The organism is Kitasatospora sp. NPDC056138 (assembly GCF_042264695.1).
GTDB lineage: Bacteria > Actinomycetota > Actinomycetes > Streptomycetales > Streptomycetaceae > Kitasatospora.
The window spans coordinates 21536-47069 of record NZ_JBHJVK010000009.1 but is presented as its reverse complement, the minus strand read 5'-3'; the positions used below and the strand labels follow the sequence as shown (position 1 = coordinate 47069).

Annotated in this window: 21 protein-coding genes and 1 pseudogene; 21 read left to right on the top strand and 1 reads right to left on the bottom strand. The window is 70.1% G+C overall.

Annotation, left to right across the window (positions count from 1 at the left end; translation table 11 throughout):
- Positions 1-224: 224 nt before the first annotated feature.
- Positions 225-1511, top strand: coding sequence for a histidine kinase (locus tag ACFC1R_RS08995; RefSeq protein ID WP_375935047.1), 1287 nt, complete (start codon positions 225-227; stop codon positions 1509-1511).
- Positions 1508-2212: a response regulator gene (locus ACFC1R_RS08990; protein ID WP_375935044.1), complete on the top strand. Its 705-nt coding sequence runs from the start codon at positions 1508-1510 to the stop codon at positions 2210-2212. The genes ACFC1R_RS08995 and ACFC1R_RS08990 overlap by 4 nt, the downstream gene beginning before the upstream one ends.
- A gap of 146 nt (positions 2213-2358) precedes the next feature.
- Here ACFC1R_RS08990 and ACFC1R_RS08985 read toward each other — a convergent pair whose 3' ends face one another.
- On the bottom strand, positions 2359-3054 hold the full coding sequence (locus tag ACFC1R_RS08985) for a TNT domain-containing protein (RefSeq protein ID WP_375935041.1): 696 nt from the start codon (positions 3052-3054) through the stop codon (positions 2359-2361).
- 301 nt (positions 3055-3355) lie between these two features.
- Here ACFC1R_RS08985 and ACFC1R_RS08980 point away from each other — a divergent pair, with 301 nt between their 5' ends.
- From ACFC1R_RS08980 to ACFC1R_RS08890, 19 genes and pseudogenes are all read left to right on the top strand, one after another.
- Positions 3356-4072, top strand: a complete 717-nt coding sequence (locus tag ACFC1R_RS08980; protein WP_375935038.1) for a response regulator — start codon at positions 3356-3358, stop codon at positions 4070-4072.
- A 716-nt stretch (positions 4073-4788) separates the two neighbouring features.
- A complete protein-coding gene (aepX, locus tag ACFC1R_RS08975; protein WP_375935035.1) occupies positions 4789-5739 on the top strand; it encodes a phosphoenolpyruvate mutase in 951 nt (316 codons plus the stop codon).
- Between the two features lie 39 nt (positions 5740-5778).
- Entirely contained in the window at positions 5779-7113 is a 1335-nt protein-coding gene (locus tag ACFC1R_RS08970; protein ID WP_375935032.1) for an LLM class flavin-dependent oxidoreductase, read from the top strand.
- Between the two features lie 6 nt (positions 7114-7119).
- The gene (locus ACFC1R_RS08965) at positions 7120-7902 is read left to right on the top strand and encodes a class I SAM-dependent methyltransferase (RefSeq protein ID WP_375935029.1); all 783 of its coding nucleotides are present in this window, start codon (positions 7120-7122) and stop codon (positions 7900-7902) included.
- Between the two features lie 2 nt (positions 7903-7904).
- Complete coding sequence (locus ACFC1R_RS08960) at positions 7905-8411, top strand: GNAT family N-acetyltransferase (protein WP_375935026.1); 507 nt, start codon at positions 7905-7907, stop codon at positions 8409-8411.
- The gene (locus ACFC1R_RS08955) at positions 8399-10786 is read left to right on the top strand and encodes an acetyl-CoA carboxylase biotin carboxylase subunit family protein (RefSeq protein ID WP_375935024.1); all 2388 of its coding nucleotides are present in this window, start codon (positions 8399-8401) and stop codon (positions 10784-10786) included. The genes ACFC1R_RS08960 and ACFC1R_RS08955 overlap by 13 nt, the downstream gene beginning before the upstream one ends.
- Entirely contained in the window at positions 10786-11973 is a 1188-nt protein-coding gene (locus tag ACFC1R_RS08950) for an MFS transporter (RefSeq protein ID WP_375935021.1), read from the top strand. Before ACFC1R_RS08955 ends, ACFC1R_RS08950 begins: the two co-directional genes overlap by 1 nt.
- Before the next feature lie 60 nt (positions 11974-12033).
- Positions 12034-13074: a hypothetical protein gene (locus ACFC1R_RS08945; protein WP_375935018.1), complete on the top strand. Its 1041-nt coding sequence runs from the start codon at positions 12034-12036 to the stop codon at positions 13072-13074.
- A gap of 49 nt (positions 13075-13123) precedes the next feature.
- Positions 13124-14263 carry a hypothetical protein gene (locus ACFC1R_RS08940; RefSeq protein WP_375935015.1) on the top strand — a complete coding sequence of 380 codons (1140 nt, stop codon included), beginning with the start codon at positions 13124-13126 and terminating at the stop codon, positions 14261-14263.
- Positions 14264-14397: 134 nt separating this feature from the next.
- The gene (gene acnA / locus ACFC1R_RS08935) at positions 14398-17082 is read left to right on the top strand and encodes an aconitate hydratase AcnA (protein WP_375935012.1); all 2685 of its coding nucleotides are present in this window, start codon (positions 14398-14400) and stop codon (positions 17080-17082) included.
- 367 nt (positions 17083-17449) lie between these two features.
- The gene (locus ACFC1R_RS08930) at positions 17450-17746 is read left to right on the top strand and encodes a hypothetical protein (RefSeq protein WP_375935009.1); all 297 of its coding nucleotides are present in this window, start codon (positions 17450-17452) and stop codon (positions 17744-17746) included.
- Between the two features lie 534 nt (positions 17747-18280).
- Positions 18281-18862, top strand: coding sequence for an ECF RNA polymerase sigma factor SigK (gene sigK / locus ACFC1R_RS08925; protein ID WP_375935006.1), 582 nt, complete (start codon positions 18281-18283; stop codon positions 18860-18862).
- Positions 18862-19608: an anti-sigma factor domain-containing protein gene (locus ACFC1R_RS08920; protein ID WP_375935002.1), complete on the top strand. Its 747-nt coding sequence runs from the start codon at positions 18862-18864 to the stop codon at positions 19606-19608. Before sigK ends, ACFC1R_RS08920 begins: the two co-directional genes overlap by 1 nt.
- A gap of 430 nt (positions 19609-20038) precedes the next feature.
- Positions 20039-21301 carry an NAD(P)/FAD-dependent oxidoreductase gene (locus ACFC1R_RS08915; RefSeq protein WP_375934999.1) on the top strand — a complete coding sequence of 421 codons (1263 nt, stop codon included), beginning with the start codon at positions 20039-20041 and terminating at the stop codon, positions 21299-21301.
- Entirely contained in the window at positions 21298-22077 is a 780-nt protein-coding gene (locus ACFC1R_RS08910; RefSeq protein WP_375934996.1) for a DUF1365 domain-containing protein, read from the top strand. The genes ACFC1R_RS08915 and ACFC1R_RS08910 overlap by 4 nt, the downstream gene beginning before the upstream one ends.
- The gene (locus tag ACFC1R_RS08905) at positions 22074-23357 is read left to right on the top strand and encodes a class I SAM-dependent methyltransferase (protein WP_375934993.1); all 1284 of its coding nucleotides are present in this window, start codon (positions 22074-22076) and stop codon (positions 23355-23357) included. Before ACFC1R_RS08910 ends, ACFC1R_RS08905 begins: the two co-directional genes overlap by 4 nt.
- 86 nt (positions 23358-23443) lie before the next feature.
- Positions 23444-23860, top strand: a pseudogene (locus ACFC1R_RS08900) (class I SAM-dependent methyltransferase); the annotation flags it as partial.
- Between the two features lie 56 nt (positions 23861-23916).
- Positions 23917-24654, top strand: a complete 738-nt coding sequence (locus tag ACFC1R_RS08895) for a DUF1295 domain-containing protein (RefSeq protein ID WP_375935331.1) — start codon at positions 23917-23919, stop codon at positions 24652-24654.
- Between the two features lie 134 nt (positions 24655-24788).
- Positions 24789-25475, top strand: a complete 687-nt coding sequence (locus ACFC1R_RS08890) for an alpha/beta fold hydrolase (RefSeq protein ID WP_375934990.1) — start codon at positions 24789-24791, stop codon at positions 25473-25475.
- Positions 25476-25534: the final 59 nt, after the last annotated feature.

Below are 25534 nucleotides of genomic sequence, written 5' to 3'. Positions count from 1 at the left end.
CCCGGGCCGACGTCGACGCCGTCCACCTGGATGCGGCCCCAGCCGACGCCGGGTCACTCGGAGCGGTCTCTGTCCCTCGTGTGTTCATCAGTCGTCCTCTCGTCAGCCGGGCAGGACACGATCATGGGTTCCGGGGGCTCGGGTGCGCATCGCGGGCGGGAGGGAGAAAGTGCTCCCTCGATCGGGGGAGGCCGCCGGTGCGCCGCCCGGCCATACTGACGATCATGATCAGGGGAATCCGGCCGCTGCTGCGCGGCTCCACGTACGCGGGTGTGCTGTTCGCCTACTGCGGCGCGTTGGCGAGCCTTCCGCTGCTGCCTTTCGCACTGCTGCCGGCGGTGGCGTGGCGATCCGCTCCCGAGGGAGTGCGGATCGTTCTGGTCCTGCTGGTCTGGGCGGCACTGGTCGGCGTGGTCGGGCTGGCCCGCACCACGCGGCGGGTGCTGATCGTGTCGGCCCGTCGACTGCTGCGGGTGCCGCTGCCGGATCCGGTGGCCGGTCGTCGGCCGGCGAGCCCGCCCGGCACCGGGCCGGCTCCTGCCGCGCCCGTTCCCGCCGTGCCGTCCGGCGCCGACCGTTGGCGGACTCCGCTCTGGCTGCTGCTGCACGTGGCGCTGGGGTGGACGGGGGCGTTGGTGAGCGGTGTGCTGGTTCTCATGGGCCTGGTCATGCCGGGGGGTTGGCTCGGTGCCGAGGCCAGGGTGAGTCTGTTCGGCTGGTCGGTGCGGGTGACGGACGGCTGGAGCTGGGCGGTCGCGCTCGGCTGCGTGCTGCTGGCGGCGGCGGTGTGCGTGCTGGTGACGGGGACCCTGCGGTGGTCGGCGCCAAGGCTGTTGGGGCCGTCGTCGGCCGAACGGCTCGCGCTGGCGGCCGAGCGGGAGCTGCTGCTGGCCGAACGCAACCGACTGGCCCACGAGTTGCACGACTCGATCGGGCACACGCTGACGGCGGCCACGATCCAGGCGGCGGTGGCGGGCGAGGTGCTCTCCGCCGACCCGGTGGCGGCGCGGGCGGCCCTGCGCAGCATCGAGGAGTCGGCCCGGGCCGCGCTGGAGGACCTGGACTACGTGCTGGGCGTGCTGCGCGAGGAGGAGGCGGGGGCCGCGCCGACCCGTACCTTGGCCGACCTGCCCGAGCTGCTGGACCGGTTGCGGCACGCGGGCGCGGTGGTGGAGCCCGAGCTGGCGGGCGAGTTGGCGCAGGTGCAGGGGACGCTCTCCCGGGCGGCGTACCGGATCCTGCAGGAGGGGCTGACGAACGCGTTGCGGCACGGGACGGGCGGTCCGATCGAGGTCCGGGTGACGGCCGCGTCGGACCGACTGGAGCTCAGTGTGGTCAACCGGACGGGGGCGAGGACGGGCACGGGCACGGGTGCCTTCCCGACGTCCGGGCACGGCCTGCCCGGGCTGGCCGAGCGCGTGCGGCTGCTGCACGGTGAGATCGAGGCCGGCCCGGACGGGCCGCAGCACTGGCGGTTGGCGGTCCGGCTGCCGGTACGGTTGTCGGCGTGATCCGTTCCGATGCGGGCGAAGCCGCCGCCACCAGCCCGGCCGGCGCCGCCGTCGCACTCCTGATCGCGGACGACGACGAGGTGACCCGCAGCGGTCTGCGCACGCTGCTCGCGGCACAGCCGGGGATCGCGGTGGTCGGGGAGGCCGCCGACGGCGTCGAGGCGGTCGAGCAGGCGCGGCGGCTGCGGCCGGACGTGGTCCTGATGGATGTGCGGATGCCGCGCCGCAACGGGATCGAGGCCACCCGGCAGCTGCTGGCCGAGTCGGCCGAACCGCCGAAGGTCGTGGTGATCACCACCTTCGAGAACGACGGCTACGTCACCGCGGCGCTCAGCGCGGGGGCCAGCGGGTTCGTGCTCAAGCGGCTTCCGGTCCGGCAGATCGCGGAGGCGGTGCGGGTGGTGGCGGCCGGGGAGGCGATCCTCTTCCCGTCGGCACTGCGCCGGATGGTCGCCGTCCGCCCGCTGGGCTCCGCCGAGGCGTTGCCGAGGGCGGCGCTGACGGGACGGGAGGAGGAGGTGCTGCGACTGATGGCCACCGGCCTGTCCAACCCGGAGATCGCGCAGTCGCTCACGGTGACTCTGGAGACGGTGAAGACGCACGTCGGGAACGTGCTGACCAAGCTCGGCGCGCAGAACCGGACCCACGCGGTGGTGATCGCGTACGAGTCCGGTCTGGTGGTGCCGGGGTTCTCCGGCTGACGCGGCCTGAGGGGGCCTGCCAGGGCCCGAGGCGGGCCGAGAGGGTCTGAGGGGGCCTCTGGTCGTGCGGGCGTCGGCCGGTCCGGGAAGGAGCGGCCCTGAACGCCCGGTCGGGGCTTCAGGGCCGGGGGCCGGGTGCCGGCGGGTCAGTTCAGGCGGGCCAGGTAGCCGTTGTCGACCAGCCACAGGACGTTCAGGCGGGTCGGGGCGCCCAGGACGAGGGCGCCGTCGAGCTGGTACTGGAGGCCGTAGCCGGGCTGGCCGAACCACGGGGCGATCGGGCCGGCGTGGACGGTGAACGGCTTGAGGACGCGGTAGTCGCGGTAGTTGCAGCCGGCGGCGGGGTTGCCGTCGAGACTCTGCGGCGGGATGGAGCGGGCGGCGTACGGAATGCCCTCGGGGGCGAGGAAACTTCCGTACTCGCTGCCGTAGCGGTCGATGTCCTGGCCGGGGAGGAGACTGACGGTGAACTCGACCGGGGTGCCATCCGGGCGGAGCACGTAGCCGTCGGACGGCGGGTATATCCAGCCAGGGGAGCCGGAGTTGGCGGTGGGGCTGTAGTAGGTGGCGAGGAACTTCTCCTCGGTCAGGCCGCCGGTGCGCCGGTAGCCGGTCAGCTCGCGGCCGACCGGGCCGCTCCTGGGCAGGTCCTGCGGGCCGAGGCGGGGATCGCCGCCGTGGAAGCCGGCGGAGCACTCGTTCGCGGGAGTCGCAGCGCCGGCGGTGACGGGGCCGACGGCAACGGTGGTGGTGCCGGTTCCGGTGGCGGCCGAGGCCGGTGCGGCGGGGGCGAGCAGTGCGGCGGCGGCGATGACCGGCGCGAGGAACAGGCGAAGGCGCACGTTGTCTCCGTGAAGGGAGTGCGGGGCGGCCCGGAGGTGAGAGCTGTCACCCTCCGTGCCCGGGTCGTCGCATAGGCAATCCGATCGGATGACCGTCCGTCAATCGATCGACCGTAGAAATCGAAGCGGAGGACCGGATTTCGGCCAACCGCCCGCACTCCGCGCTCGCGGGGTGGTGCAGCGCGGCGGGGGGCGGGGGGGGCGGCCGCCCCCCCATCACCGCCAGCCGGCCCCCCCCGCGGCCTGACGTCGACCCGCCCGCCGCGCCCACCGAACTCCTCGCGACCCCGGAGCCCATCCGATGACCACGCCCCCTGCCACCACCACCGAAGTCCGCGTCCTGCTCGCCGACGACCAGCCGCTGGTCCGCGCCTCCCTCGACATGATCATCACCGACGCCCCGGATCTCACGGTGGTCGGCGAGGCCGGCACGGGCGCCGAAGCCGTCCGCCTGGCCGCCGAACTGCGGCCCGACGTCATCGTCATGGACATTCGGATGCCCGGTATGGACGGCATCGAGGCCACCCGGCTCATCACCGCGGGCGCCCCGGACGCCGCAGGCGTCCCGCGCGTCCTCATCCTGACCACCTTCGACCAGGACGAGCACGTCTACGGCTCCCTGCGCGCCGGCGCATCCGGCTTCCTCGTCAAGGACATGGCGCTGGACGACATCCTCGCCGCGATCCGCGTCGTGGCCGCCGGCAACGCCCTGATCGCCCCGACGGTCACCCGGCGCCTGATCGCGCACTTCGCGCGCCAACAGCCCGCGTCCTCCCCAGCCACGGAGCCGGCCAACGCAGTCGGCCCGGCGAGGCCCGCCGCGATCACCGACCGCGAGCGCGAGATCCTCACACTCGTCGGACTCGGCCGCTCCAATGCCGAGATCGCCGCGGAACTCTCCATCACCACCGCGACCACCAAGACCTACATCTCCCGCCTGCTCACCAAGCTCGACGCCCGGGACCGCGTGCAGCTGGTGATCACCGCCTACGAGTCAGGGCTGGTCGGGCGCAACTGACCTGCGGTTTTCACGATGCACACCGCTCATTGCGGGCCACGGCGAAACCGGTGAGGGGCAAGTGCGTAGAGACGGTCCGCGACGGCGTCGAACTCCTCCATCACCACTCCCGTACTCGCGTGGCGGCGCGCGGGGTAGCGGCAGGGACCTCCGCACGATCGGGGGCCCGGCGGGCGGTCCCTGCCGCAGGCGCGGCATCCGACCGCATCCCCACCCTGACGGACCCACCGCACCAAACGCCCGCCGGCTCGACCATTCGGCTGCACGTCCAGCGGCCTTCCATCGCGCGGTCCAGCGTTTGCAGCCCTGCCCGGAGGAATCGGAACTCATGACAGCTATGTAGGCGCAACTTGAGGGCGGCGGCCTCCCCGGGCCTCACTGTGCAGGGCGGCCGAAAAACGGGGTCGGTGACGGTTGCGTGCGCCATGACCTCGCCGATCCATTGCTTCGATCGCTGCTGGGGGACGGCCTTGGCGTGCCGGACCTCAGGACCGGGCCGATTCGGCCGGTAAGAACACCGAAAGCACACGTTCTATCGATCATATCCGGTGTGATCGCCGCAAGTTGACAGAGATGACCAGTTTCCATTGTCTGCTGCGCGCTCCGGTGGAAGGTTTGACGGCACAGTGAGAACTCCGGTCTGTAAGGGACGTACTCGCACTGCCTGGTGCACCGCCTTCCGGGCGTCCCGCAGACAGCAATCACAAGGGGACAGCATGCGCATTCAGTCCGTCACGAACGATGTCCGCCGGGCGAGTTTGAAGAGCCTCCTCTCCACCGGGGAATGCCTGCGAATCATCGAGGTGCACAACCCCGTCTCGGCGATCATCGCCGAGAACTCAAGTGCCCTCGCCGATGACGGTTCCGGTGTTGTCCGGTTCGACGGTTTCTGGTCCAGTTCGCTCACGGATTCGACGCTGCACGGGCTGCCCGACATCGAGGTGCTGGACACCAGGGCGCGGCTCAGCAACGTCTGTGACATCTTCTCGGTCACCAGCCGACCGCTGATCATGGACGGTGACACCGGCGGCCAGGTGGAGCACTTTGAGCTCGCCGTGCGGGACCTGGAGCGGGCCGGTGTCTCGGCCGTGATCATCGAGGACAAGACCGGCCTGAAGCGGAACTCGCTGCTCGGGACGGAGGTGGCACAGACCTCGGCCGACATCGACGAGTTCGCCGAGAAGATCCGGCGGGGCAAAGCTGCGCAGACCACCGAGGACTTCATGATCATCGCGCGGATCGAGAGCCTGATCCTCTCGCGCGGGATGCGCGACGCCCTGGAGCGGGCGGACGCCTATGTGGCCGCGGGGGCGGACGGGATCATGATCCACAGCCGTCAGGAGAACCCGGCTGAGGTGCTGGAGTTCGCCGCCGAATTCCGCCGCTCCTACCCCCGGGTGCCGCTCGTCTCGGTACCGACCACCTACAACTCGATCCACGCGGAGGAGCTCCGGCGGGCCGGGTTCAACATCGTGATCTACGCCAACCACCTGCTGAGGGCAGCCCTGAAGGCCATGCAGGACGTTTCCCACGACATCCTGCGCAGCGGCCGGACGGCCGAGGTCGAGGAACGCTGCATCGACCTCAAGGAGATCCTGCACATCTCACCCGGCGACCCGGCGTCGCTCCGTCCCCGGAGCGCCGATCTGGCGCTGGCGGCCCAGTAGTCCGGGCCGCGGCACGAACGACAGCGAGTGGTAAGGACAATGAGCCAGATCAAGCACAGGAAACTGGTGCTGGGCGCGTACCTCTCGTACGGCACCGGCCACCACGCCGCCTCCTGGCGGCATCCCGACGCCCAGGCGGACGGCGCGCAGAACATCGGACACTACGTCGACCTCGCCAGAACCGCCGAACGCGGGCTGTTCGACTTCATGTTCCTCTCGGACACCCCCTCGGTCTTCAACGACGACCGTGACGGCTACGGCAGCCGGGTGGTGGTCCTCGAGCCGATGACCCTCCTCTCGGCGCTCGCCATGCACACCACCCACCTCGGGCTGGTGGCCACCGCCTCCACCACGTACAAAGAGCCGTACAACATGGCCAGGGAGTTCGCCTCGCTCGACCTGATCAGTGGTGGGCGGGCCGGCTGGAACATGGTGACCTCATCCAAGAGCGACGCGGCGTACAACTTCGGGCTCGGCGCCCACCCCGACCACGGCGACCGCTACCGGCGTGCCTCGGAGTTCTTCGACGTGGTCACCGGGCTCTGGGACAGCTGGGACGACGAGGCGTTCGCCAGGGACAAGGAGGGAGGCGTCTTCTACGATCCGGCCCGCCGCCATGTCCTGGGCCACAAGGGCGAGTTTTTCGACGTCCGGGGAGAGCTCAACATCTCCCGCCCGCCGCAGGGCTACCCTCTGATCGTCCAGGCCGGCTCCTCCGAGGACGGCAGGGAACTGGCGGCCCGCACCGCCGAGGTGGTCTTCACCGCCCAGTCGGACCTGGCGAGTGCCCAGGAGTTCTACCGGGACCTCAAGGAACGGCTGCCGAAGTACCCGCGGCTCAACCCCGACCTGCTGGTCCTGCCAGGACTCTGCCCGTTCGTCGGCGCCACGGACGCCGAGGCGCAGCAGCGGTTCGAGGAGCTGCAGGGCCTGATCCACCCGAGGCTCGGCGTCAGCATGCTCTCCGACCTGGTCGGCGGCTTCGACCTGTCCTCGTACGACGTGGACGGCCCGCTGCCCGGGCTGCCGCCCTCCAACGGCAACCAGAGCCGGCGGAAGCTGATCGAGCAGATGGCCGAGGGGCTGACCATCCGGGAGCTCTACCAGCGGCTCACGGTCGCCCGCGGCCATGTGGTGATGATCGGCTCCTACCGCACGGTGGCCGAGCAGATGGCCGAGTGGCTGACCACGCGGGCTGCCGACGGATTCAACATCATGCCGCCCCATCTGCCCGGCGGGCTCACCGAGTTCGTCGAGCACGTGGTGCCGGAACTGCAGAGGCTCGGCGTCTACAAGGACGCCTACCAGCCCGGAACGCTGCGCACCAAGCTCGGTCTCGCGCGCCCCGGCAGCCGCTACTCGGAAGAAGGTTGACCGCTCATGGCGGAGCAGAAGCAGAAGTTCGACGGACTCTCCCAGGACTACGACCGGTTCCGGCCGCGCTACCCCGAGCAGCTGCTGCGGCTGCTCGTCGGCAGGCTCCCGGCCCGGGAGCGGCTGCTGGTGGTGGACGCGGGTGCCGGGACAGGGGTCGAACTTGAGGGGCTGACGCCGTTGTTGGCGGCGGACACCCGGTACCGGGCGGTGGACCTCTCCTTTGACATGGCGGCACAGGGGCAGGCCAAGTTCCCGCAGGTGGAGTGGACCGTGGGCGAGGCCGAACCCTTCCTGGAGCAGGCCGCGGAGGTCGACCTGATCATCGCCGCCCAGTCCTTCCAGTGGATGGACCGGCCGAGGTTCCTGCGGGCGGCGGCCGGCTGCCTGACTCCGGGCGGTGTCGTGGCGATCATCCAGAACAACCGGGACTTCGGCCGCAGCCCTTTCCTGGACGCCTACGAGTCGCTGCTGGAGGAGCTGAGCCCCGGCTACAGCCGCCACTACCGGGTGTTCGACTTCGCCGCCGAGCTCACCGAGGTCTTCGGTGCGGCCGGTGGCACGGTCGAGGTCGCCACCGCCGACTGGGCGACCACCATGAGCGCGCAGGACTTCGTGGGGATGTCCAAGTCCTCGACCCAGGCGCAGCGGGCCATCACCGCCCACGGAGAGGGCTACCTCAAGCGGCTCGAGGCCCTCGTCCGAGACTTCGCGACCGGCGGCGAACTCGAAGTCCCCTACCACAGCGAGCTGTTCACCGCTCAACTGCCAGCCGGCGGCAAGCGCTAGCGGTGGATACCACCGCGGCGGAGGCCACCGGCCACGACGTACCGCAGATCCTCGCCGTGCTGGCCGAGGCGTTCACCCCCTTCGGGGTAGCCTTCACACCCACCGCGTTGCGCCTCGACGAGGGGACGGTCCGCAGAGAGCTCCGGCACTGGCTGGTGGCCCGCAGCGGCGGTGCGGTGGTCGGCTGTGTGTTGCAGTACCCGGAGGACCAGCGCCCCGGCGACGGCAGCTACACCTTCTGCTTCCTGGCCACCCGGCCACACCTGCGCGGGCGCGGGATCGGCTCGGCGCTGGTCGAGGAGGTCGGTGAGCGGGCCCGGCGGGCCGGGTGCCGTCGGGTCCTCGTCGCCGTGCGGCGCACCCTGCCGGAGAACGTCGGATTCTTCACACGCCGGGGCTTTCGCTATCTGGAGCCTTTCGGAACCGGCCCGCACGACCTGTATCAGCACGACCTGTGCCGGCCCGGCCGGCAGCAGCTGGAAGCAGAGGCAAAGCCATGGAAACCGTGATCGTCCTTGGGTACCGCAAGGGCATGCAGGACGCGATCTCCCGCAGGGGGTTAAACGCGTTCTACGTGGTGGAGAAGTACAAGGAGGGCCTGGCCGGGCAGCGCTTCCGGCTGGTCCGGAGCCTGGAGGACGCCCAGGAGGTGCTGCGGGCGGTCCTGGGCGCCCAGCTCATCGACGTCGTCGGTGTGGTGACGGGCCATGAGGAGGGAGTGTTCAGTGCCGCCGTGCTGCGGGCCGCCCTCGGTCTGCCGGGCGACCGCGACTTCGCCGGAACACTCACCTTCCGGGACAAGTACCTGCAGAAGACCGCTCTGCCGGACAAGATCGCCCGTGCCCGGTGCGCGTACGTCGGGGCCGCCGGCTCCTTCGAGGAGCTGGCCCACGAGCTGGGCACGCCCTTCGTGGTCAAACCGGCCAACGGCTTCGGCTCGGTCCGTACGGCTGCCGTGGCCTCCGCCGGGGAGCTGGCCGAACTGGTCGGCTCCGGCCCGGCGGGCGGGGGCAGTTCGGATGTCGCCTTCGTTGCGGAGTCCTTCGTCGACGGTCCAGAGATCCATGCGGACGGCGTCTGGGAGGACGGCCAACTGCTCTGGTTCTCGGTCTCCCGCTACCACCAGGCGCCGATGCAGTGGTCGCAGGGCGGGATTTTGGCCGACCAGGTCCTGTCGGCCGAGCAGAACCCGGAGCTCTTCGCCAGGGTCGAGACCCTGATCGAGCAGAGCCTCACCGCCCTGGCTGCCCCGGACAGCGTCTTCCACCTGGAGGCTTTCGACACCGGCGAGGAGCTGGTGTTCGGAGAGTGCGCTGTGCGGATCGCGGGCGCGCTCGCGCCCGAGGTCATCAGACTCACCCACGGGGTGGACCTCTTCGAGCTGCAACTGGCGCTCGCCCTGGGCGAGCCCGCTGCTGGGGCGCTCAACCCGGTGGCGCCCGCGGAGTACTACGGCTATCTCTTCCTGCGGCGTTTCGAGGGCGTCGAGCTGACCCAGGCCGACTTCGAGGAGCGCTTCCCGTTCGTCGAGATCGACTTCCCCAGCGGCGGCCGGACGGGCGCGTACGGCCGGGCGGGGTACGCGATCGTCTCCGACCCCGACAACGAGCAGCTCCGCAGGCTCATCGCCGAGATCGCCCGGTTCGGTGAGCTGGGCCCGGTCGGCCGTGCGTTGGTTCTCGACACCGCCAAGCCGCTGTTCGACGAGGCCCGTTCGGCCTTCACCGAGGAGGTCGAGTACCTGGACCTCAGTGAGGGAGCGGTAGCCGGGGGCGGGGCGACGGTGGTCCCGGTGTTCGCCCCCGAGCGCCGGACACTGGAGATCGTGGACGCGCTGATGGCACGTCAGCCGTTCTCTCATGTACTGGCCACCTCCGAGAGCAACCTCGCCTTCGCCGCCTTCCTGCGCAGCCGGTACGGACTGCCCGGCCTGCAGTTCGACCAGGCGCTGGAAGCCACCAACAAGTGGCGGATGAAGCAACGGCTGCACGAGGCCATCCCGGCCGCCGACTTCTGGCTCTCCGGCGACTTCCTGCAGGAGGCCGGACGGCGCACCTACGCACCCTTCGTCATGGTGAAGCCGCTCTCCGGATCCTCCAGCCGGGGGGTCCAGCGACTGTCCGCCGCCGATGCGATCGACCACCTCTCCTCCTGCGAGGAGCTGCTCCTGGTCGAGGAGGCCCTCGAGGTCGAGTACGAACTGCACTGCGACGGCGTGGTCCGGGACGGCCGCCTCCTGGTGGCCATCCCCTCGGCCTACGACCGTCCGGTACTGGGGGCGGTCGGCACCAGCCGGGCGAGCATCCACCTGCCGCCGGACGACCCGCGGTACGGGTGCGTGGTGGAGGCTGCCCGGAAGGTCACCGGGGCGCTCGACATCCCGGACTTCGTCTTCCACCTGGAACTGTTCAAGGTCGGTGACGAGCTGCTGTTCGGCGAAATCGGCCTGCGCCCAGCCGGCGGCGGGGTGGCCGAGTCGCTCCGGCACTTCTACGGTGTGGACATCTGGAGCGAGTTCGTCCGGCTGCAGCTGGACAGGCCCTCCGGCCTGCCCAAGGCACCCGCCGCACCGCTCCGCGAGGGCTACCGCGGAGTGATCGGCGTGGCGGCCGGCGCCTCGGCGGCCGGTCGACCGCTGTGGACGGCCGACGCGCTGCGCCGGATCCCGGGCATCGTCAAGGTCTCGCCGGGCAACTACCCGACCGAACTGGACGCCGTGCCGGACGGTTCCTGTTCCTTCAGCCATCTGGTGCTCTTCGAGTACGGCAGCATGGCGGAGGTCCGCGAAACGCTGGCCATGCTCGATGGGCACCCCTTTGCCGCGGATCCGACGGGCATCCGGCCGTCGCAGGCCGACCTGGCCGGCATTGGACGGGTGGGCTGATGCGTTCCCTCGTCCTCTTCTTCGTCTTCTCCTCCCTCGCCGAGGGCGGGCAGGCGGTGGTGCTGCTCTGGCTCACCTACGCGCTGACCTCCAACGCTCTGCTCATCGGTGTGGTGGTGGTGCTCGGCTACCTGCCGGCGGCGCTGGTGGGGCTGTTGTTCAGCCGCGTCGCCGACCGGGGGCGGGCGGACCGGATGGCCAGGTCCACCAACTCGGTGCTCTCGGTCACCTCTTTCCTGTTGGCGGCCCAGCAATTCACCTCAGGTCGCAGCGTGGCACTCTCCATGACGGTGATCTCGCTCAGCCAGGTCGTGCTGTCCATCGCGAAGATGACCAACAAGGCGGCGCTGAACCGGCTGATCCGCAACCTTTTCGACCGAGACACCGCCAGACGCCTCATGGGCCTGACCTCGTCGTCCTCGCTGATCGGCCAGGTCGTCGGCGCAGGACTGGCCGGGCTGTTCCTCGCCCAGCGGTGGGTCGTCGGCGGACTCCTGTTCGCCGCGGTGGCGTACGGCTTGAGCGCGCTGTTCATGACGCTCGGAACCCGGGGGTACACCGAGCCGGGTGAGCGGGCCGAGGAGGAGAGCGGGCAGCCGGAGGGACAGACACCGATGCGCTGGAGCTTCGGCCTGGTAGCGGTCCTGCTGTTCTCGATACCGAGCAGCGGCGGGCTGCAGTTCATGACCACGCTGCTGGTGCCGCTGGCCGATGCCGTCGCCCCGAACCAGCCCTCGTTCTACGCGGTGCTCAACATCGTCTCGATCGGCGGCGGCTTCCTGGCGGGTGTGCTGCTCTCCACCAGTGTGGTGTCCTCCCGGCAGGTGCTGGCGTGGGCGCTGCCGATCGCCGGCGCACTCGCTCTGCTGCTGGCCTTCTTCCACCTCAAGTACCTGGTGGTGCTGGAATGCTTCGCTCTGGTCCTGGTGATCACCTGCCATGTGATCTGCATGCAGGTGATGACCAACCAGGCGCCGCGCGACCACGAGATCGGCCAGTTCGCCGTCATGCGCAACGTGGTGGCCTCACTTGCCAAGGCGGTGTTCTCCTTCGCGGCCGGGGCACTGGTCGGACTGTGCGGGATCAGCGGCACCTCGGCCGTCCTCGCCGCCGCACTGGCCTGCTTCGCGCTGGCATGGCCGGCCCTGCGCTCCAGATGGCGGGTGCCCGGAATCGACGTGCCGTGACCGCCCGGCCGATCTGCCGTGAAGTGTTGTGTCGATGTCTCGTGAAGGAGAGGTGCCACGGTGCCGACACCGTTGACGGTCCGGCAGGAATTCGCTTCCTGGCTTCGGTCGAAACGTGACGAAATCATCGCCGATTCGGGCGACGAGGATTTCCAGGAATCCCTGGAAATCCTCGGCCTGGACGACCGCTCGCTCGCCCGGTTCGCGACGGCCGAGAATGTTCTGGTCAGCCTGCCGCATGCCAGCCCGAATGTCTTCTTCCCCCGGGTGGGCGTCTCCTGGTACGTCCGCCATCTCCAGCAGGCCGACGACTCGGCTTTCCACCTGCGGGTGGTCCTCACCCATGTGAACTTCTCCGACCTGGGCTGGCGCCCCTACGCCTGGTGGTACCTGGACACCGAGGGTGCACTGCGCCGCGAGACGCTCTTCACCAGGAACAAGAAGGCCAAGCATGTCGTGGTGGCCAGCCAGGGCCCGCTGCAATCCGTACCGAATTCGGCCGGAAATGTTGACAGGAAAGCCGCACGCCTGGCAAAGTCGGGTATCAACCGAGCCATTTCCTATATGCTGCTCATGGCAACGGTCGAGGAATCGGCAGGCCTCTCGGTTTCCGGGAGTACGCTGTATGTACCGCTCAATCTCGTCGTGGAGTTTTTCCGCGACCGCCGTCTCGGGCCGGGCTCCGACTCTCATCAGCGCTGGGCCGACGCCCTGCTGGAGTCGAGCCCGCAGGCCCGCAGCCTGAGTCCGTCCGGGGAACTGGCGGCCTCCGAAGCCCCCGGCACGGCATTCGTCCTGGACAACAGCTCGAACATCGCGCTGCTCTCGCTCCTGTCGTGCACCGGCATCGTGGGCGGAGCCAAGATGGCCGGCTACTGGCACGAAGTCGGCGACCGGGTCACGGCGGCCGACCGGGCCGCAGCCATCGCAGTCGCCCTTCCCTCCCTCGTCCGGCTGCCCGACGGGATCGACTACCTCCGCCCCGTCCCGCCCTCCCCGAGGCTCGCCCGCGAGCTGGAAGCCGCAGGTATCGGCTACTCGCAGGGGATGGCGCTGGCCGAGCACGGCCGCTTCGCCGAGCGGATCGACCCCTTCAACTGAGCCGCACCCAGCCGGAGCACCGGTTCACACACATCAGAGAGGTTCCACCATGTCCATCCGTCATGACATCGTCCTCGAGGACACCACCCTGCGCGACGGCGAGCAGACTCCCGGCGTGGCCTTCTCCAAGGAGACCAAGACCAAGATTCTCAACTCACTGATCGAGGCCGGAGTGAGCTCGGTCGAGATCGGCATCCCCGCGATGGGCGGCGAGGAGCTGGACTTCATCCGCTCCTGTGTGGACCGGCAGGACGAGGCGCGGCTGGTGGTCTGGCACCGCGGTGTCCGTGCCGACGTCGAGCGCTCGCTGGACATGGGCTTCAAGTCGGTGCACATCGGCCTGCCCACCTCCGAGGGCCACCTCAAGGCCAGCGTCCGCAAGGACCGCACCTGGCTGCTGGCCACCGCCAAGGATCTGGTCCACATGGCCAAGGACCGCGGCGCCTTCGTCTCCATCAGCGCCGAGGACATCGCCCGCACCGAGATCTCCTTCCTCCAGGAGTACGCCGGTGTGGTGCACGAGGCCGGCGCCGACCGCCTGCGCCTGTCGGACACCGTCGGCCTGCTCAGCCCCGAGGGCTACGGCGAGCGGGTCGCCGCCGTGGTGTCGACGGCCGGGATCGACGTCCAGTGCCACGCCCACAACGACTTCGGCCTGGCCACCGCCAACACCATCGCGGGTCTCAAGGCCGGTGCCCGCTACTTCCACGTGACCGTCAACGCGATCGGCGAGCGGGCGGGCATGGCGGACCTCGCACAGGTCGTGGTCGCCCTGAAGAAGCTGTACGACCGGGACCTGGGCATCGACCTGTCCAAGCTCAAGGAGATGAGCACTCTGGTCGCCCAGGCGGCCAACCACCCGGTGCTGCCCTGGCAGCCCGTCACCGGTGACAACGTCTTCGCCCACGAGTCCGGGATCCACGCCAACGGCATGTTCCGTGACACCTCCAGCTTCGAGCCCTTCCCGCCGGAGCACGTCGGCGGCGAGCGCCGCTACATCCTCGGCAAGCACTCCGGCCGGGCCCTGGTCGCCTGGGCCCTGGAGCAGCAGGGCATCGAGCCCCAGGAGGAGCTGCTGCCCCACTGCCTGGACGAGGTCCGGGCGCTCTCCATCCGCCTCGGTGGCGCCGTCTCGCAGGAACAGCTGGTGGAGATCTACCGGAACGCTCAGGTGACCGTGGCCGCCTGAGACGGTCCGTCCCTCGGTACCGCCGCGCGGCGTACCGCGAGCAGCCCTGGACGGGTGCCCGGGTCGCCGCGCGGCCGGGACCACCCGGCGACCCGGGTCCGGTACGCCCTGAAAACTCTCGGGAGAACAAGAGCGTGACAACCAACCATCCGTCGGGTGACGGCCTTTCGGCCCGCCACCTGCTGACCACCCTCCAAATGCCCGGGGGCGAGGCCAGGTTCGTCAGTCTGGCGGCCGCCGAGGCAGGCGGTCTGCCGGAGATCGCGACCGCGCCCCGCACCGTCCGGATCCTGGTCGAGAACATCCTGCGCACCGCCCTGACGACGACCGAGGACGATCCCGACGCGGCACAGGCCGCCGTCTCCACCGCGCTCGCCACGGCCGCCGCGCTGATCGCCGGCTGCACGGGACGGGGTACGGAACAGGAGATCGATTTCCGGCCGACCAGGCTGATCCTCCAGGACCACACCGGGGTGCCGGTCCTCGCCGACCTCGCCTCGCTCCGCTCGATCATGGCGCAGCGCGGACTCGACCCGCAGCTGGCCAGGCCCGCCCTGCCGGTCGACCTGGTGATCGACCACTCGGTCGAGGCTGGGGCATGGGCCAAGCCCGAGGCCGTCTCGCTGAACATGGCCCGGGAGTTCGAGCTCAACCGCGAGCGCTACCGCTTCCTGCGCTGGGCGCAGCAGGAGATCCCAGGGCTGCGGGTGGTGCCGCCGGGGCGCGGGATCGTCCACCAGATGAACCTGGAGCACCTGGCGCGCGTGGTGATGCCGGACCCGGCGGGCCTGCTCGCCCCGGACATCGTGCTCGGCACCGACTCGCACACCCCGATGGTCGGCAGCCTCGGCGTACTCGGCTGGGGCGTCGGCGGGATCGAGGCGGAGACCGCGCTGCTGGGTCACTCGATCTCGCTGCTGAGCCCCCCGGTGCTCGGGGTCCGTCTGGTCGGCGAACTGCCTGCGGGCAGTACGGCGACCGACCTCGCGCTGACCATGACCGAGTTCCTACGGCGGACCGGCGTGGTCGGCCACTTCGTGGAGTTCTTCGGTCCAGGCGTGGCGAGTCTGGGTGTGCCGGACCGGGCGACGGTCTCCAACATGGCGCCGGAGTACGGCTGTACGGTCGCCTTCTTCCCGGTGGACGAGGCCACCCTGGACTACCTGCGGCTGACCGGCCGTCCGCCCGAGGAGGTCGCCCGCGTCGAGGCGTACACCAGGGCGCAGGGCCTCTTCGTCCCGCTGGACAGCCCCCAGGAGCCGGTCTGCGCCCGGACGGTGGAGTTCGACCTGTCCGCGGTGGAACCCAGTGTCTCCGGACCGCGGCGGCCGCAGGAACGGATGCCGCTCGCCGCCGTCCCGGGCAGCTTCACCGGGCAGGCCCCGAAGCCCGTCGATGACCAGACGGTGCCGGACGGTGCCGTGGCGCTCGCGGCGATCACCAGCTGCACCAACACCTCGAATCCCCAATCCATGGTCACCGCAGGACTGGTGGCCCGGAAGGCCGTGGAGCGCGGACTCACCGTCCCGGAGTGGGTGAAGACCACCCTGGCTCCCGGTTCCCGGGCCGTCGTCCACTACCTGGAGGCCGCCGGACTCCTGCCCTACCTCGAGAAACTGGGCTTCGGGGTCGCCGGATTCGGCTGCACCACCTGCATCGGCAACTCGGGCGGCCTCACCCCGACAGCGGAAGCGGCCAAGGACGCGGGTGTCCGACTGGCTGCCGTCCTCTCCGGGAACCGGAACTTCGAGGGGCGGATCCACCCCGACGTCGCGGCCGCCTACCTGGCCTCCCCCGCGCTCGTGGTGGCGTACGCGCTGGCCGGTACGGTGACGACCGACCTCGACCCACAGCCGGTCGGCACCGATCCCGAAGGCCGCGAGGTCCTGCTCGCCGAACTGTGGCCGAGCCCGGCGGAGATCGCCGAAGCGGTCAGCCGGGTCGCCCGCGAGCACTTCGAGCGCGAGAAAGCGGAGCTATTCCTCGGCAGCGCGGACTGGCTGAACCTCACGTTCCCGTCCGGCCCGGTGTACGACTGGCCGCAGGACTCGGGCTACCTCGTCCGCACCCCCTTCTTCGACCAGGAGCACGCCCGTCCGCTGGCCGATCTGCACGGTGCCCGGGTGCTGGTCTTCGCGGGTGACTCCACCACCACCGACCACATCTCCCCGGCCGGTTCAATCCAGCCCCACTCCCCGGCCGGCCGGTACCTCCAGCAGGCTGGGGTGCAGCCCGCCGAGTTCAACTCCTACGGCTGCCGCCGGGGCAACCACGAGGTGCTGGTCCGCGGTGTCTTCGCCAACCCGAAGTTCGCCAACCGCCTCACCCCCGAACTGCGAGGCAGCCACACCGTCCACCTGACCAGCGGCCAGGTGATGAACATCCACGAGGCCTCCCTGACGTACGCGGCCGAAGGCGTCCCGGTGGTGATCCTGGCCGGTCGTGACTACGGCTTCGGCAGTTCACGTGACTGGGCGGCCAAGGGCCCCGCCCTGCTCGGCGTACGCGCTGTCCTGGCCGAAAGCTTCGAGCGCATCCATCGCAGCAACCTGATCGGTATGGGCATCGTGCCGCTGCAGTTCCTCCCTGGTGAGAACGCCGACTCCCTCGGTCTCACCGGCCGCGAACTCCTCGACGTCCGGGGCCTCGACGGCGTACGTCCACGCGGTGAGGTCACGGTCCGTGCCCTCGACGGCACATCCGGCGCCGTACTCGCCGAGTGGCAGATGCACGCCCGCGTGGACACCACCCGCGAGCTCGACTACGTCCGCCGAGGAGGCTTCCTCCGCGCTGTCGCGGCCAAGCTGCTGGGGAACTGACCGCTACGGAACCGACCACGAAGACCGGGTGGGCCGCCGACTCGTACGGCAGCCCACCCGGAGGCGTTGCCTCCAGTGCCGTGTCCTTTGCCATCGAACGTTGACCGATTGCCACGGAACCTTGACCACTGCCGGTGCGTGCCCCGGGCGGGTTGAGTACAGGTACTCATGACACTGCGCGCGCCGGGTGAAGGTCGCTGGGTGAACGCAAAAGCCGAACGTACTGGCAAGGGCGTGGCCGTGACCCTGGCCGTGGCCGAGCTGGCAGCCCTCTCTGATCTGGCTGTCCTGGGCGTCGTCCTACTTTTCGTGGGACCCGCAGCACTACGGCGCCCCGCCGGACCCTTTTCTGAAGAAGGCTGCGTTCGTGGCTGCCGCCGCCTTGGTTGCCGCTGTCGTGGCCGGGATCCGGCGCGTACACACGGTCGCCATCGGCCAGGTCGTGATGTTCATCGCCATCTGCGCGATCATGCCCAGCGCGAAGGCTGCGGGAGAACGCTTTTACGAGTCATCCTATTGGAACGCCTGTCACGCGGGTGCGATCTGCGACACCCCCCGCTCGCTCGGTAAGCCGTTCACGGCACCTGACGTCACCGCATACCAGGGCGGTCAAGGCTCGAGGGCAGTCGCTCAAGGTTCAACGGCCGAGGACACGTGGTGGTAGGTGACGGCGCGGCAGTGGTGGGAACACTCCAAGATCGGTTTGTGATCGTTGTCCCCCGACGTGGCTCCTGCCCGTGCCAGTACTGTCGCAGACTTGCAAGACGCGGTGGCCAGTTGGTCGCCGCGTCCTTGTCCCGGCCGACCCAAGGACTGGCGTCGTGAACGAGCGCGTGTTGCGGCAGGCCGAGAAACCGGCCTGCTGGCACCGCGCCGCTTGACGTGGGCTGGTGGCAGCCCGTCAGTCCCTGAGTGCCTGTCAGGCAGATCCGTGGGGTGCGGACCGGTCGCAGTAGGTGGAGGGCCCGTAGAAACGGCGGCCGCGGGCGGAGGAGGCAGGTCGGCGAACGGATCCGAGAAGTCATGGCAATCCGTTTGGGCAGTGTCTCCGAAAGTCAAGTGTGGAGTGTGTCCGAGGATCGGTGGACGCCGTGTCGCGTTGGAGGTTCCCTATGCCCGTCATCCGCGGGGTGTGCAGGCCGCACACTTACCCACTGCGGCCGGTCGCCCGGACTTCCCGCTGCGGGTGGGTGGCCGGGTGAGCGCCGTGGTGCATCTGTCCGGGCCGCAGCGGCGCGGCCCCGATTTGAGGGAGTTGGTCGCCAAGGCGGCGTTCGGCGACCAGGACGCATTCGCCCGCCTGTACGACGCGGTGGCAGGACCGGTACTCGGTCTGGTGCGGCAGGTGCTGCGGGACCCGGCTCAGTCGGAGGAGGTCGCGCAGGAGGTGATGCTGGAGGTGTGGCGTACCGCCTCGCGGTACCAGCCAGAGCGCGGCGAGGTGATGCCGTGGCTGCTGACGATCGCCCACCGCCGCGCGGTCGACCGGGTCCGGGCGGTCCAGGCCGCCGCCGACCGTGACCAGCGGGCCGCCGCCCAGACGCACACGCCGGTCTTCGACGAGGTCGCCGAGCAGGTCGAGGGCAGAATCGAACGTGAGCAGGTGCGGCGCTGCCTGCGGACACTGACCGAACTCCAGCGAGAGTCGGTCGTTCTGGCGTACTACCGGGGCTTCTCCTACCGGGAGGTCGCCGGCATGCTCGGCACGCCGTTGGGCACGGTCAAGACACGCATGCGCGACGGGCTGATCCGGCTGCGCGACTGCCTGGGGGTGGGATGATGACCAGTGCCGCCGACCTGCACACGCTCACCGGAGCGTATGCGGTCCATGCGCTCGATGAGCCGGAGCGGAAGGCTTTCGAGCGCCATCTCGCCCAGTGCGACGCGTGCACGCAGGAGGTGAGGGAGTTCGCCGCGACGCTGGCCCGGCTCGGTGCCGCCGAGTCCGTGATGCCACCGCCTGAGCTCAGGCACCGGGTGATGGCCGTCCTGCCGTCCGTCCGGCAGCTTCCCCCACTCGTCTCACAGGATCACGGGGCCCGTCACCGCCAAGCCCGACTCGTCCGGTACTGGCCCAAGTTCGCGCTCGCGGCCTCCGTGGCCCTGGCAGCGGCCCTCGGCGGGGTCGCCGTCCAGCAGCACGACCAGGCCCGGCAGGCCGAAGTCCAGGCGTCCAGGCTCCAGGAGCAGCTGGCCCGTCTCGATGCGCTGCTGACTGCACCCGACTCCCGGACAGCGACCGGCAGGGCCGGCTCCGGGGTGGGTACCGTGGTGTGGTCCAAGAAGCTGGGCCAGGCCGGTTTCCTCGCGGCCGGAATGCCCGCCCTGCCCCACGGCAGGACATACCAGCTGTGGTTCGACGACGCGGGAACCATGCGCCCGGCCGGTCTGCTGCCCGCCGGTGACGGATCGCTGGTCCTGACCGGAGCAATCGACGGTGCAGGCGGGATCGGGGTGACCGTCGAGCCTGACGGCGGCTCCCAGCACCCGACCGGGCGGCCGGTGATGCTGCTGCCGTTCAGCTGACACACACCCGGCCCCTCCCCCGGCCTGAGGAGCGCCCTGGTTACAGTAACGGGCGCCGGTTGCCCTCCCCAGGGCATTGACCGGTGGGTCCGCGCGCCGTGCGCGGACTTCGCCGGTCACGGCCCATCGCAGCGGGTCATGACGGCAAGCCGAAGGGCTGCGCCTTGCGGTGGGCCCAGTCGGCCGCTGCCCGGTGGAGCTGGGCCCCATCGGCTGTCTGCGGCGTTCCAGCAGCCAGCAGGCGCGTGTTTCCGCCGTGGGCCAATTTGGAGCAATCCGCTCGTCCGAGGGCTCCGAATGGCCGGTGGAAGCCATGGAGTGGCCCCGGCTCGGGGCCGCGTTAAGCCGGAGGGGCCTTGTGACACTGCCCGTGAGCATCTCGACAACCGTGCCGGGCCGTAGGCGGCCGGACGCCCGGTTCCCACGCAGGGTGGCTGTGGTGGGGGGTGGTGTGGCGGGTCTGACTGCCGCCCACGAGCTGCAGCGTTCAGGAGTACAGGTGGACCTGTTCGAAGCGGACACCAGGCTCGGCGGCCACGCCCACACCCAGGAGGCCACCGGTCCGGACGGCCGCACGGTGCCCTTGGACACCGGGTTCCTGGTACACAACGAGCGGACCTACCCGCACCTGGTCAGGCTCTTGCGTGAACTCGGCGTCGAAACCCGCGACAGCGACATGAGCATGTCGGTGCGCTGTGAAGGCTGTGGCCTGGAGTACGCGGGCGCCCGGGGGCCGGCCGGGTTGCTCGCCCGGCCCGCCTCGCTGGTACACGGACGCTACCTGCGGATGCTGTCCGAGGTACCACGGTTTCACCGCCGGGCCCGCCGCCTGCTCTCCGACCCCGGTGGGAGCGACCCGTCGCTTCGCGGGTTTCTCGCCGAAGGCGGCTTCTCCCCCTATTTCGTCAGCCACTTCATGACCCCGGTGGTCTCCGCCGTATGGTCCTGCGCCCCGGACCTGGCCGGCGACTATCCGGCCCGGTACCTGTTCGCCTTCCTCGACAACCACGGCATGCTCAGCGTCACCGGCTCGCCGACCTGGCGCACCGTGGTCGGAGGCTCGCGAACCTACGTGGAGCGGATCGCCGCGCGGCTGACCGCCGTCCACCGCGCCGCCCCGGTACGCGTCGTCCACCGCCATCCCGACGACATCGAGGTGGTCACCGAAGACGGCCACCGCACGGAGGCGGACGCGGTGGTGATCGCCACACACGCCGACCAGGCGCTACAGCTCCTCGCCGACCCTACGACCGCCGAGCAGGAGGTGCTCGGGGCGTTCCGCTACTCCCGCAACCCCACCGTGCTGCACCGCGACGCTTCCCGGCTGCCGCGCGCGGCCTGGGCGCGCGGCTCGTGGAACTACCTGATGGCCGACTGCGACGGGACGGCCAACGGGGTGCAGGTCTCCTACCACCTCAACCGGCTGCTCGGCCTCGACACCGCCGAGGACTACCTGGTCACCCTGAATGAGGACCGCCACCACCCGATCCCCGCCGGGCGGGTCGTCTCCCGCACGGTCTACGAGCACCCGATCTACACCGGCGAGAGCGTCGCCGCCCAGCGCCGCCTGCCCGAACTCACCCGGGGGCGGACGGCGTTCGCGGGGGCCTACCACGGCTGGGGCTTCCACGAAGACGGCTGCCGATCCGGCATCGACGCCGCACGCACCCTGCTCGGGGTGAGCACGCCATGACCGGACCGCTGTCCGGCCCGTGGGGAGCGGCCCTGTACGAGTGCCGGATCACTCACGTGCGCACCACTGCGCTGAGGCACGTCTTCCAGCACCGGACCTACCTGTGGCTGGTCGACCTCAACCACCTGCCGCAACTCCCTTGGCCACTGCGCGTGCTGGCCCGGTTCCGCAGCGCGGACCACCCCGGCGACCCGACGTTGACGCTCCGCCAAAACCTGGACCGCTACCTGGCGGCCCACGGCATCGACCTCGCGGGCGGCCGTGTCCTGATGCTCGCCCACGCCCGCTCGCTCGGACACGTCTTCAACCCGATCACCGTCTACTGGTGTCATGGACCCGGCGGCAGGCCCGTGTGCACGGTCGCCGAGGTCCACAACACCTACGGCTCCCACCACCGCTACCTTCTTCGCCCCGACCGGTACGGGCGAGCCGAGGCGGCCAAGGAGTTCTACGTCTCGCCGTTCTTCCCCGTCGACGGCCACTACCGGATGGACCTGCCGGAACCCGGCGAAGAGCTCGACCTGACTGTCCATCTGGAGCGGTCCGAAGGACGAGCCTTCACTGCCACCGTGCACGGCACCCGCCACCCGGCCGGGCCGCTCACCCTCCTGCAGGCGGCCGTACGGCACCCGCTCTCGACGCTCGCCGTCAGCCTGCACATCCGCTACCAGGGCATCCGCCTGCTACTGCGCGGCCTGCCCGTCCACCCCCGCCAGGCACACAAGCCCACGAAACGCACAGCGCACACGCCCCAGGATAAGGTGCCCACCCCGTGACTCTGCCCGCCTGCCGAACCACCCCGGCACGAGCCACCATCGACCCGCACCGCTGGCCCGACGTCGCCCAGCTGCCCGACGTCCCCCTGCGGGCAGCGGTGGCGATGCAACTGCTGCGCCGCATCGCCCGCCTGCGCGGCCTTCGCGTCGAACTGCCAGGCGGACGCCCCCTTGTACCCGCGCCCACGGGCGCACCGGTGCTGCGCCTGAACCGGCCGGCGGCGTTTGCGCACCGGGTCGGCGCGAGCGGCCTGATCGGCTTCGGCGAGTCCTACCAGGCAGGCGAATGGGACTCACCCGACATCGTCGCCCTGCTGACCGCACTCGCCGCAGCCCCGCAGACCCTGGTTCCCGCCGCCACCCGGTGGCTGCGCCGCCTGTACGTGCAGCGGCCGCCGAAGGACGAGCGGTCCACCGTCGAGGGTGCCCGCCGTAACATCCACCGCCACTACGACCTGTCGAACGACCTGTTCGCGCTGTTCCTCGATGCGACCATGACCTATTCGTCGGCGATCTTCCCCACCGGCGCCGGACAGCAGCCGATCGCCACCTGGGGAGGTCTCCCGGAGGCACAGCACCGCAAGATCGACCAGCTGCTCGACCTCGCCCAGGTCGGCCCCGGCAGCCGGGTGCTGGAGATCGGTACCGGGTGGGGTGAACTCGCACTGCGCGCAGCCGAACGCGGCGCCAGGGTGGTCAGCCTGACTCTCTCCCACGAGCAGATGGTGTTGGCCCGGCGCCGGATCGCCGCAGCGGGATATGCCGATCGCGTGCAGGTGCGGCTGTGTGACTACCGTGCTGCCGAGGGAAGTTACGACGCCGTCGTCAGTGTGGAGATGATCGAGGCCGTCGGGCGCCCGTTCTGGGCGCTCTACTTCGCCACCATCGAGCGGCTGCTCGCGCCCGGCGGCCGCGCCGCCCTGCAGGCGATCACGATGCCGCACGAGCCGATGCTCGCCAGCAGTGACACCTACACCTGGATCCTCAAGTACATCTTCCCCGGCGGCCAGATCCCCTCGCTGAAGGCCATCGCCAAAACCGCCCGCACCACGGGCCTCCACGTGGACACGCACCAGGGCTACGGACCTCATTACGCCGAGACCCTGCGGCTGTGGCGCGAACGTTTCACCCAGCGCACCGACGAGGTCGCCTCCCTCGGCTTCGACCACGTCTTCCACCGCATGTGGGAGCTCTACCTCGCCTACTCCGAAGCCGGTTTCCGCAGCGGCTACCTGAACGTCCACCAGATCCTCCTCACCCGCAAGGACCACACCCGATGACCGCCGCGGCCCTGCTCGCCCCTGTGCTGACCGACCTGATCGGCTCGCCGCCCCCGTTCCGCCTCAGAGCCTGGGACGGATCCACGATGAGGCCTCAGGGACGACTGCTGGTCCACCAGATGTCCCGCGGTACAACTGCCCCGGGCCGCGGGGCGTTCATCGAGACCTACACCGCCCCCGACATGCACATGCGTCCGGTCGGCGAGATCGTCGGCCTGCTGGAAGCGGTCGGGCTGGAGGTGCGTCAGGTTGAGTCGATGCGCGAGCACTACGCCCGCACCATCGACGCCTGGCACGACACTCTCCGGCGATGCCGGGCCGAGTTCACCACCATGGTCGGCGCACCCACGGTAGGGCTGTGGGAGCTGTACATGGCTAAAAGCTCACTCGCCTTCACCGAAGGCCGCCTGGGCCTGGACCAGATCCTCGCCGTCCGCCCGGCCACCGACGGGGCCCGCGGGGTGCCCGCCTCCACCATCGAGTGGTACCAGGAGCCACAGTGAACAGCGGCGCGTTCACAGTCAACCTGCTCGCCACGCTCGGCGTCGCGTCGGCGGTGATGCTTGCCGCGTTCGTCCAGGGTCTGCGCAGCGGCCGCCACCGAGGCGTCGATGTCGCTTGGGGGCTCGGCTTCACCGCGGTCGCCGTCACCGGCTACCTCTTCTCCGCCGAGCACGGCGATCCGTACCGCCGACTGCTGGCCACCGTGCTGGTCACCATCTGGGGGGTGCGGCTGTCGGCACACATCTGGTGGCGCTCCCGGGGCGCGGAGGAAGATCCGCGCTACGCCCGCATGCTCTCCCGTGCCCCGGCCGGACGCGCTCGCACGCTGTATGCCCTACGCACGGTCTACCTCCTCCAGGCTGGAATTCTCTGGTTTGTCTCGCTGCCGGTGCAGGCTGCCCAGTACCTCCCCGGGCCGCCCGGGCCTTGTGCCTGGGCCGGCACCGGGCTGTGGGCGGTGGGCCTGTTCTTCGAAGCGGTCGGGGACTGGCAGCTGACCCGTTTCAAAGCCGACGCGGCCAACCGTGGCCGCGTGATGGACCGCGGGCTGTGGCGCTACACCCGCCACCCGAACTACTTCGGAGACGCCTGCGTCTGGTGGGGCCTGTTCCTGCTCGCTGCCGACACACCGATCGGCTGGGCCTTCCTCCTGAGCCCCGTCCTGATGACCTACCTGCTGGCGTTCGGCAGCGGCAAGCCGATGCTGGAACGCCAACTGGGTTCCCAAAAGCCGGGCTGGGACGCCTACGTCGCACGTACCAGCGGTTTCTTCCCGCGTCCACAACGGCGCTGAAGCATCAGCCCTCGAACCACGCCTCCCGCACGCCTGGGAACCCATCCACCGGGGATGGACAACAGTCAGGCCGCCCCGACCAACGCTCCTCGCCTGCGGTGCACCGGTGGATCACATCACACGACAGGAAGACGATGAAAGCCAGCACCCAGGAGACAACCCCGCGCAGCCAGGCCATGCTGCAGCTGCGCAGCACGCCGCGCCACGCCAGGGCAGCGGTAGTTTTCCTGCACGGTGGCAGGGCGGACAGTCTCAGGCCACCGTCCTCACTGAATCTGCCCTCCCTGCGCATGTATCCCTTCGCTTCGGCACTGCGGCGGAGGTTTGAGGGACAGGAGGTGCTGTTCGCTTCTGCCCGCTACCGCTATCGGGGGTGGAACGGGCAGCTCGCCCACGCCGCGCAGGACACTCGGCAGGCCCTCGCGGAGCTGGAGGCGCTTGCCCCATACGTGCTGGCCCTCCTCGTCGGCCACTCCATGGGCGGCCGCGCGGCGCTGGCAGCCGCGCGGCATCCGCAGGTTCAGGGTGTCGTTGCGCTGGCCCCGTGGTGCCCCACCGGGGAGCCCGTCGGGCACCTGCGTGGCAAGACCGTCGTCCTCCTCCACGACCATGACCGGATCACGAAAGCCCGCGACTCGTGGGCTTTCGCCCACCGGGCCGAGCAGGCGGGAGCACTCGTCCGTGCGGTCCGCATGCAGCACGGTGGCCACGCCATGCTTCGCGACGCACGCCGCTGGCACCGGCTCACCGCCGACTGCGCCCAGGCCATTCTGGACGGCACACCCCTGCCAGCTCCCCCCGGCACCGTGCAGCTGCCGTGACCGACAGCCAGCCGCCGAATCCGCACGTCGGCCTCCGGAGACTGCGCTGGTGTTCGTCT

What these genes read in the sequence shown, in the direction of transcription:
- ACFC1R_RS08995 (WP_375935047.1), top strand. Translation starts at nt 225, where the DNA reads ATGATCAGGGGAATCCGGCCGCTGCTGCGCGGCTCCACGTACGCGGGT.
- ACFC1R_RS08980 (WP_375935038.1), top strand. Translation starts at nt 3,356, where the DNA reads ATGACCACGCCCCCTGCCACCACCACCGAAGTCCGCGTCCTGCTCGCC.
- aepX (WP_375935035.1), top strand. Translation starts at nt 4,789, where the DNA reads ATGCGCATTCAGTCCGTCACGAACGATGTCCGCCGGGCGAGTTTGAAG.
- ACFC1R_RS08970 (WP_375935032.1), top strand. Translation starts at nt 5,779, where the DNA reads ATGAGCCAGATCAAGCACAGGAAACTGGTGCTGGGCGCGTACCTCTCG.
- ACFC1R_RS08965 (WP_375935029.1), top strand. Translation starts at nt 7,120, where the DNA reads ATGGCGGAGCAGAAGCAGAAGTTCGACGGACTCTCCCAGGACTACGAC.
- ACFC1R_RS08955 (WP_375935024.1), top strand. Translation starts at nt 8,399, where the DNA reads ATGGAAACCGTGATCGTCCTTGGGTACCGCAAGGGCATGCAGGACGCG.
- ACFC1R_RS08950 (WP_375935021.1), top strand. Translation starts at nt 10,786, where the DNA reads ATGCGTTCCCTCGTCCTCTTCTTCGTCTTCTCCTCCCTCGCCGAGGGC.
- ACFC1R_RS08940 (WP_375935015.1), top strand. Translation starts at nt 13,124, where the DNA reads ATGTCCATCCGTCATGACATCGTCCTCGAGGACACCACCCTGCGCGAC.
- ACFC1R_RS08920 (WP_375935002.1), top strand. Translation starts at nt 18,862, where the DNA reads ATGACCAGTGCCGCCGACCTGCACACGCTCACCGGAGCGTATGCGGTC.
- ACFC1R_RS08910 (WP_375934996.1), top strand. Translation starts at nt 21,298, where the DNA reads ATGACCGGACCGCTGTCCGGCCCGTGGGGAGCGGCCCTGTACGAGTGC.
- ACFC1R_RS08895 (WP_375935331.1), top strand. Translation starts at nt 23,917, where the DNA reads ATGCTTGCCGCGTTCGTCCAGGGTCTGCGCAGCGGCCGCCACCGAGGC.
- ACFC1R_RS08890 (WP_375934990.1), top strand. Translation starts at nt 24,789, where the DNA reads ATGAAAGCCAGCACCCAGGAGACAACCCCGCGCAGCCAGGCCATGCTG.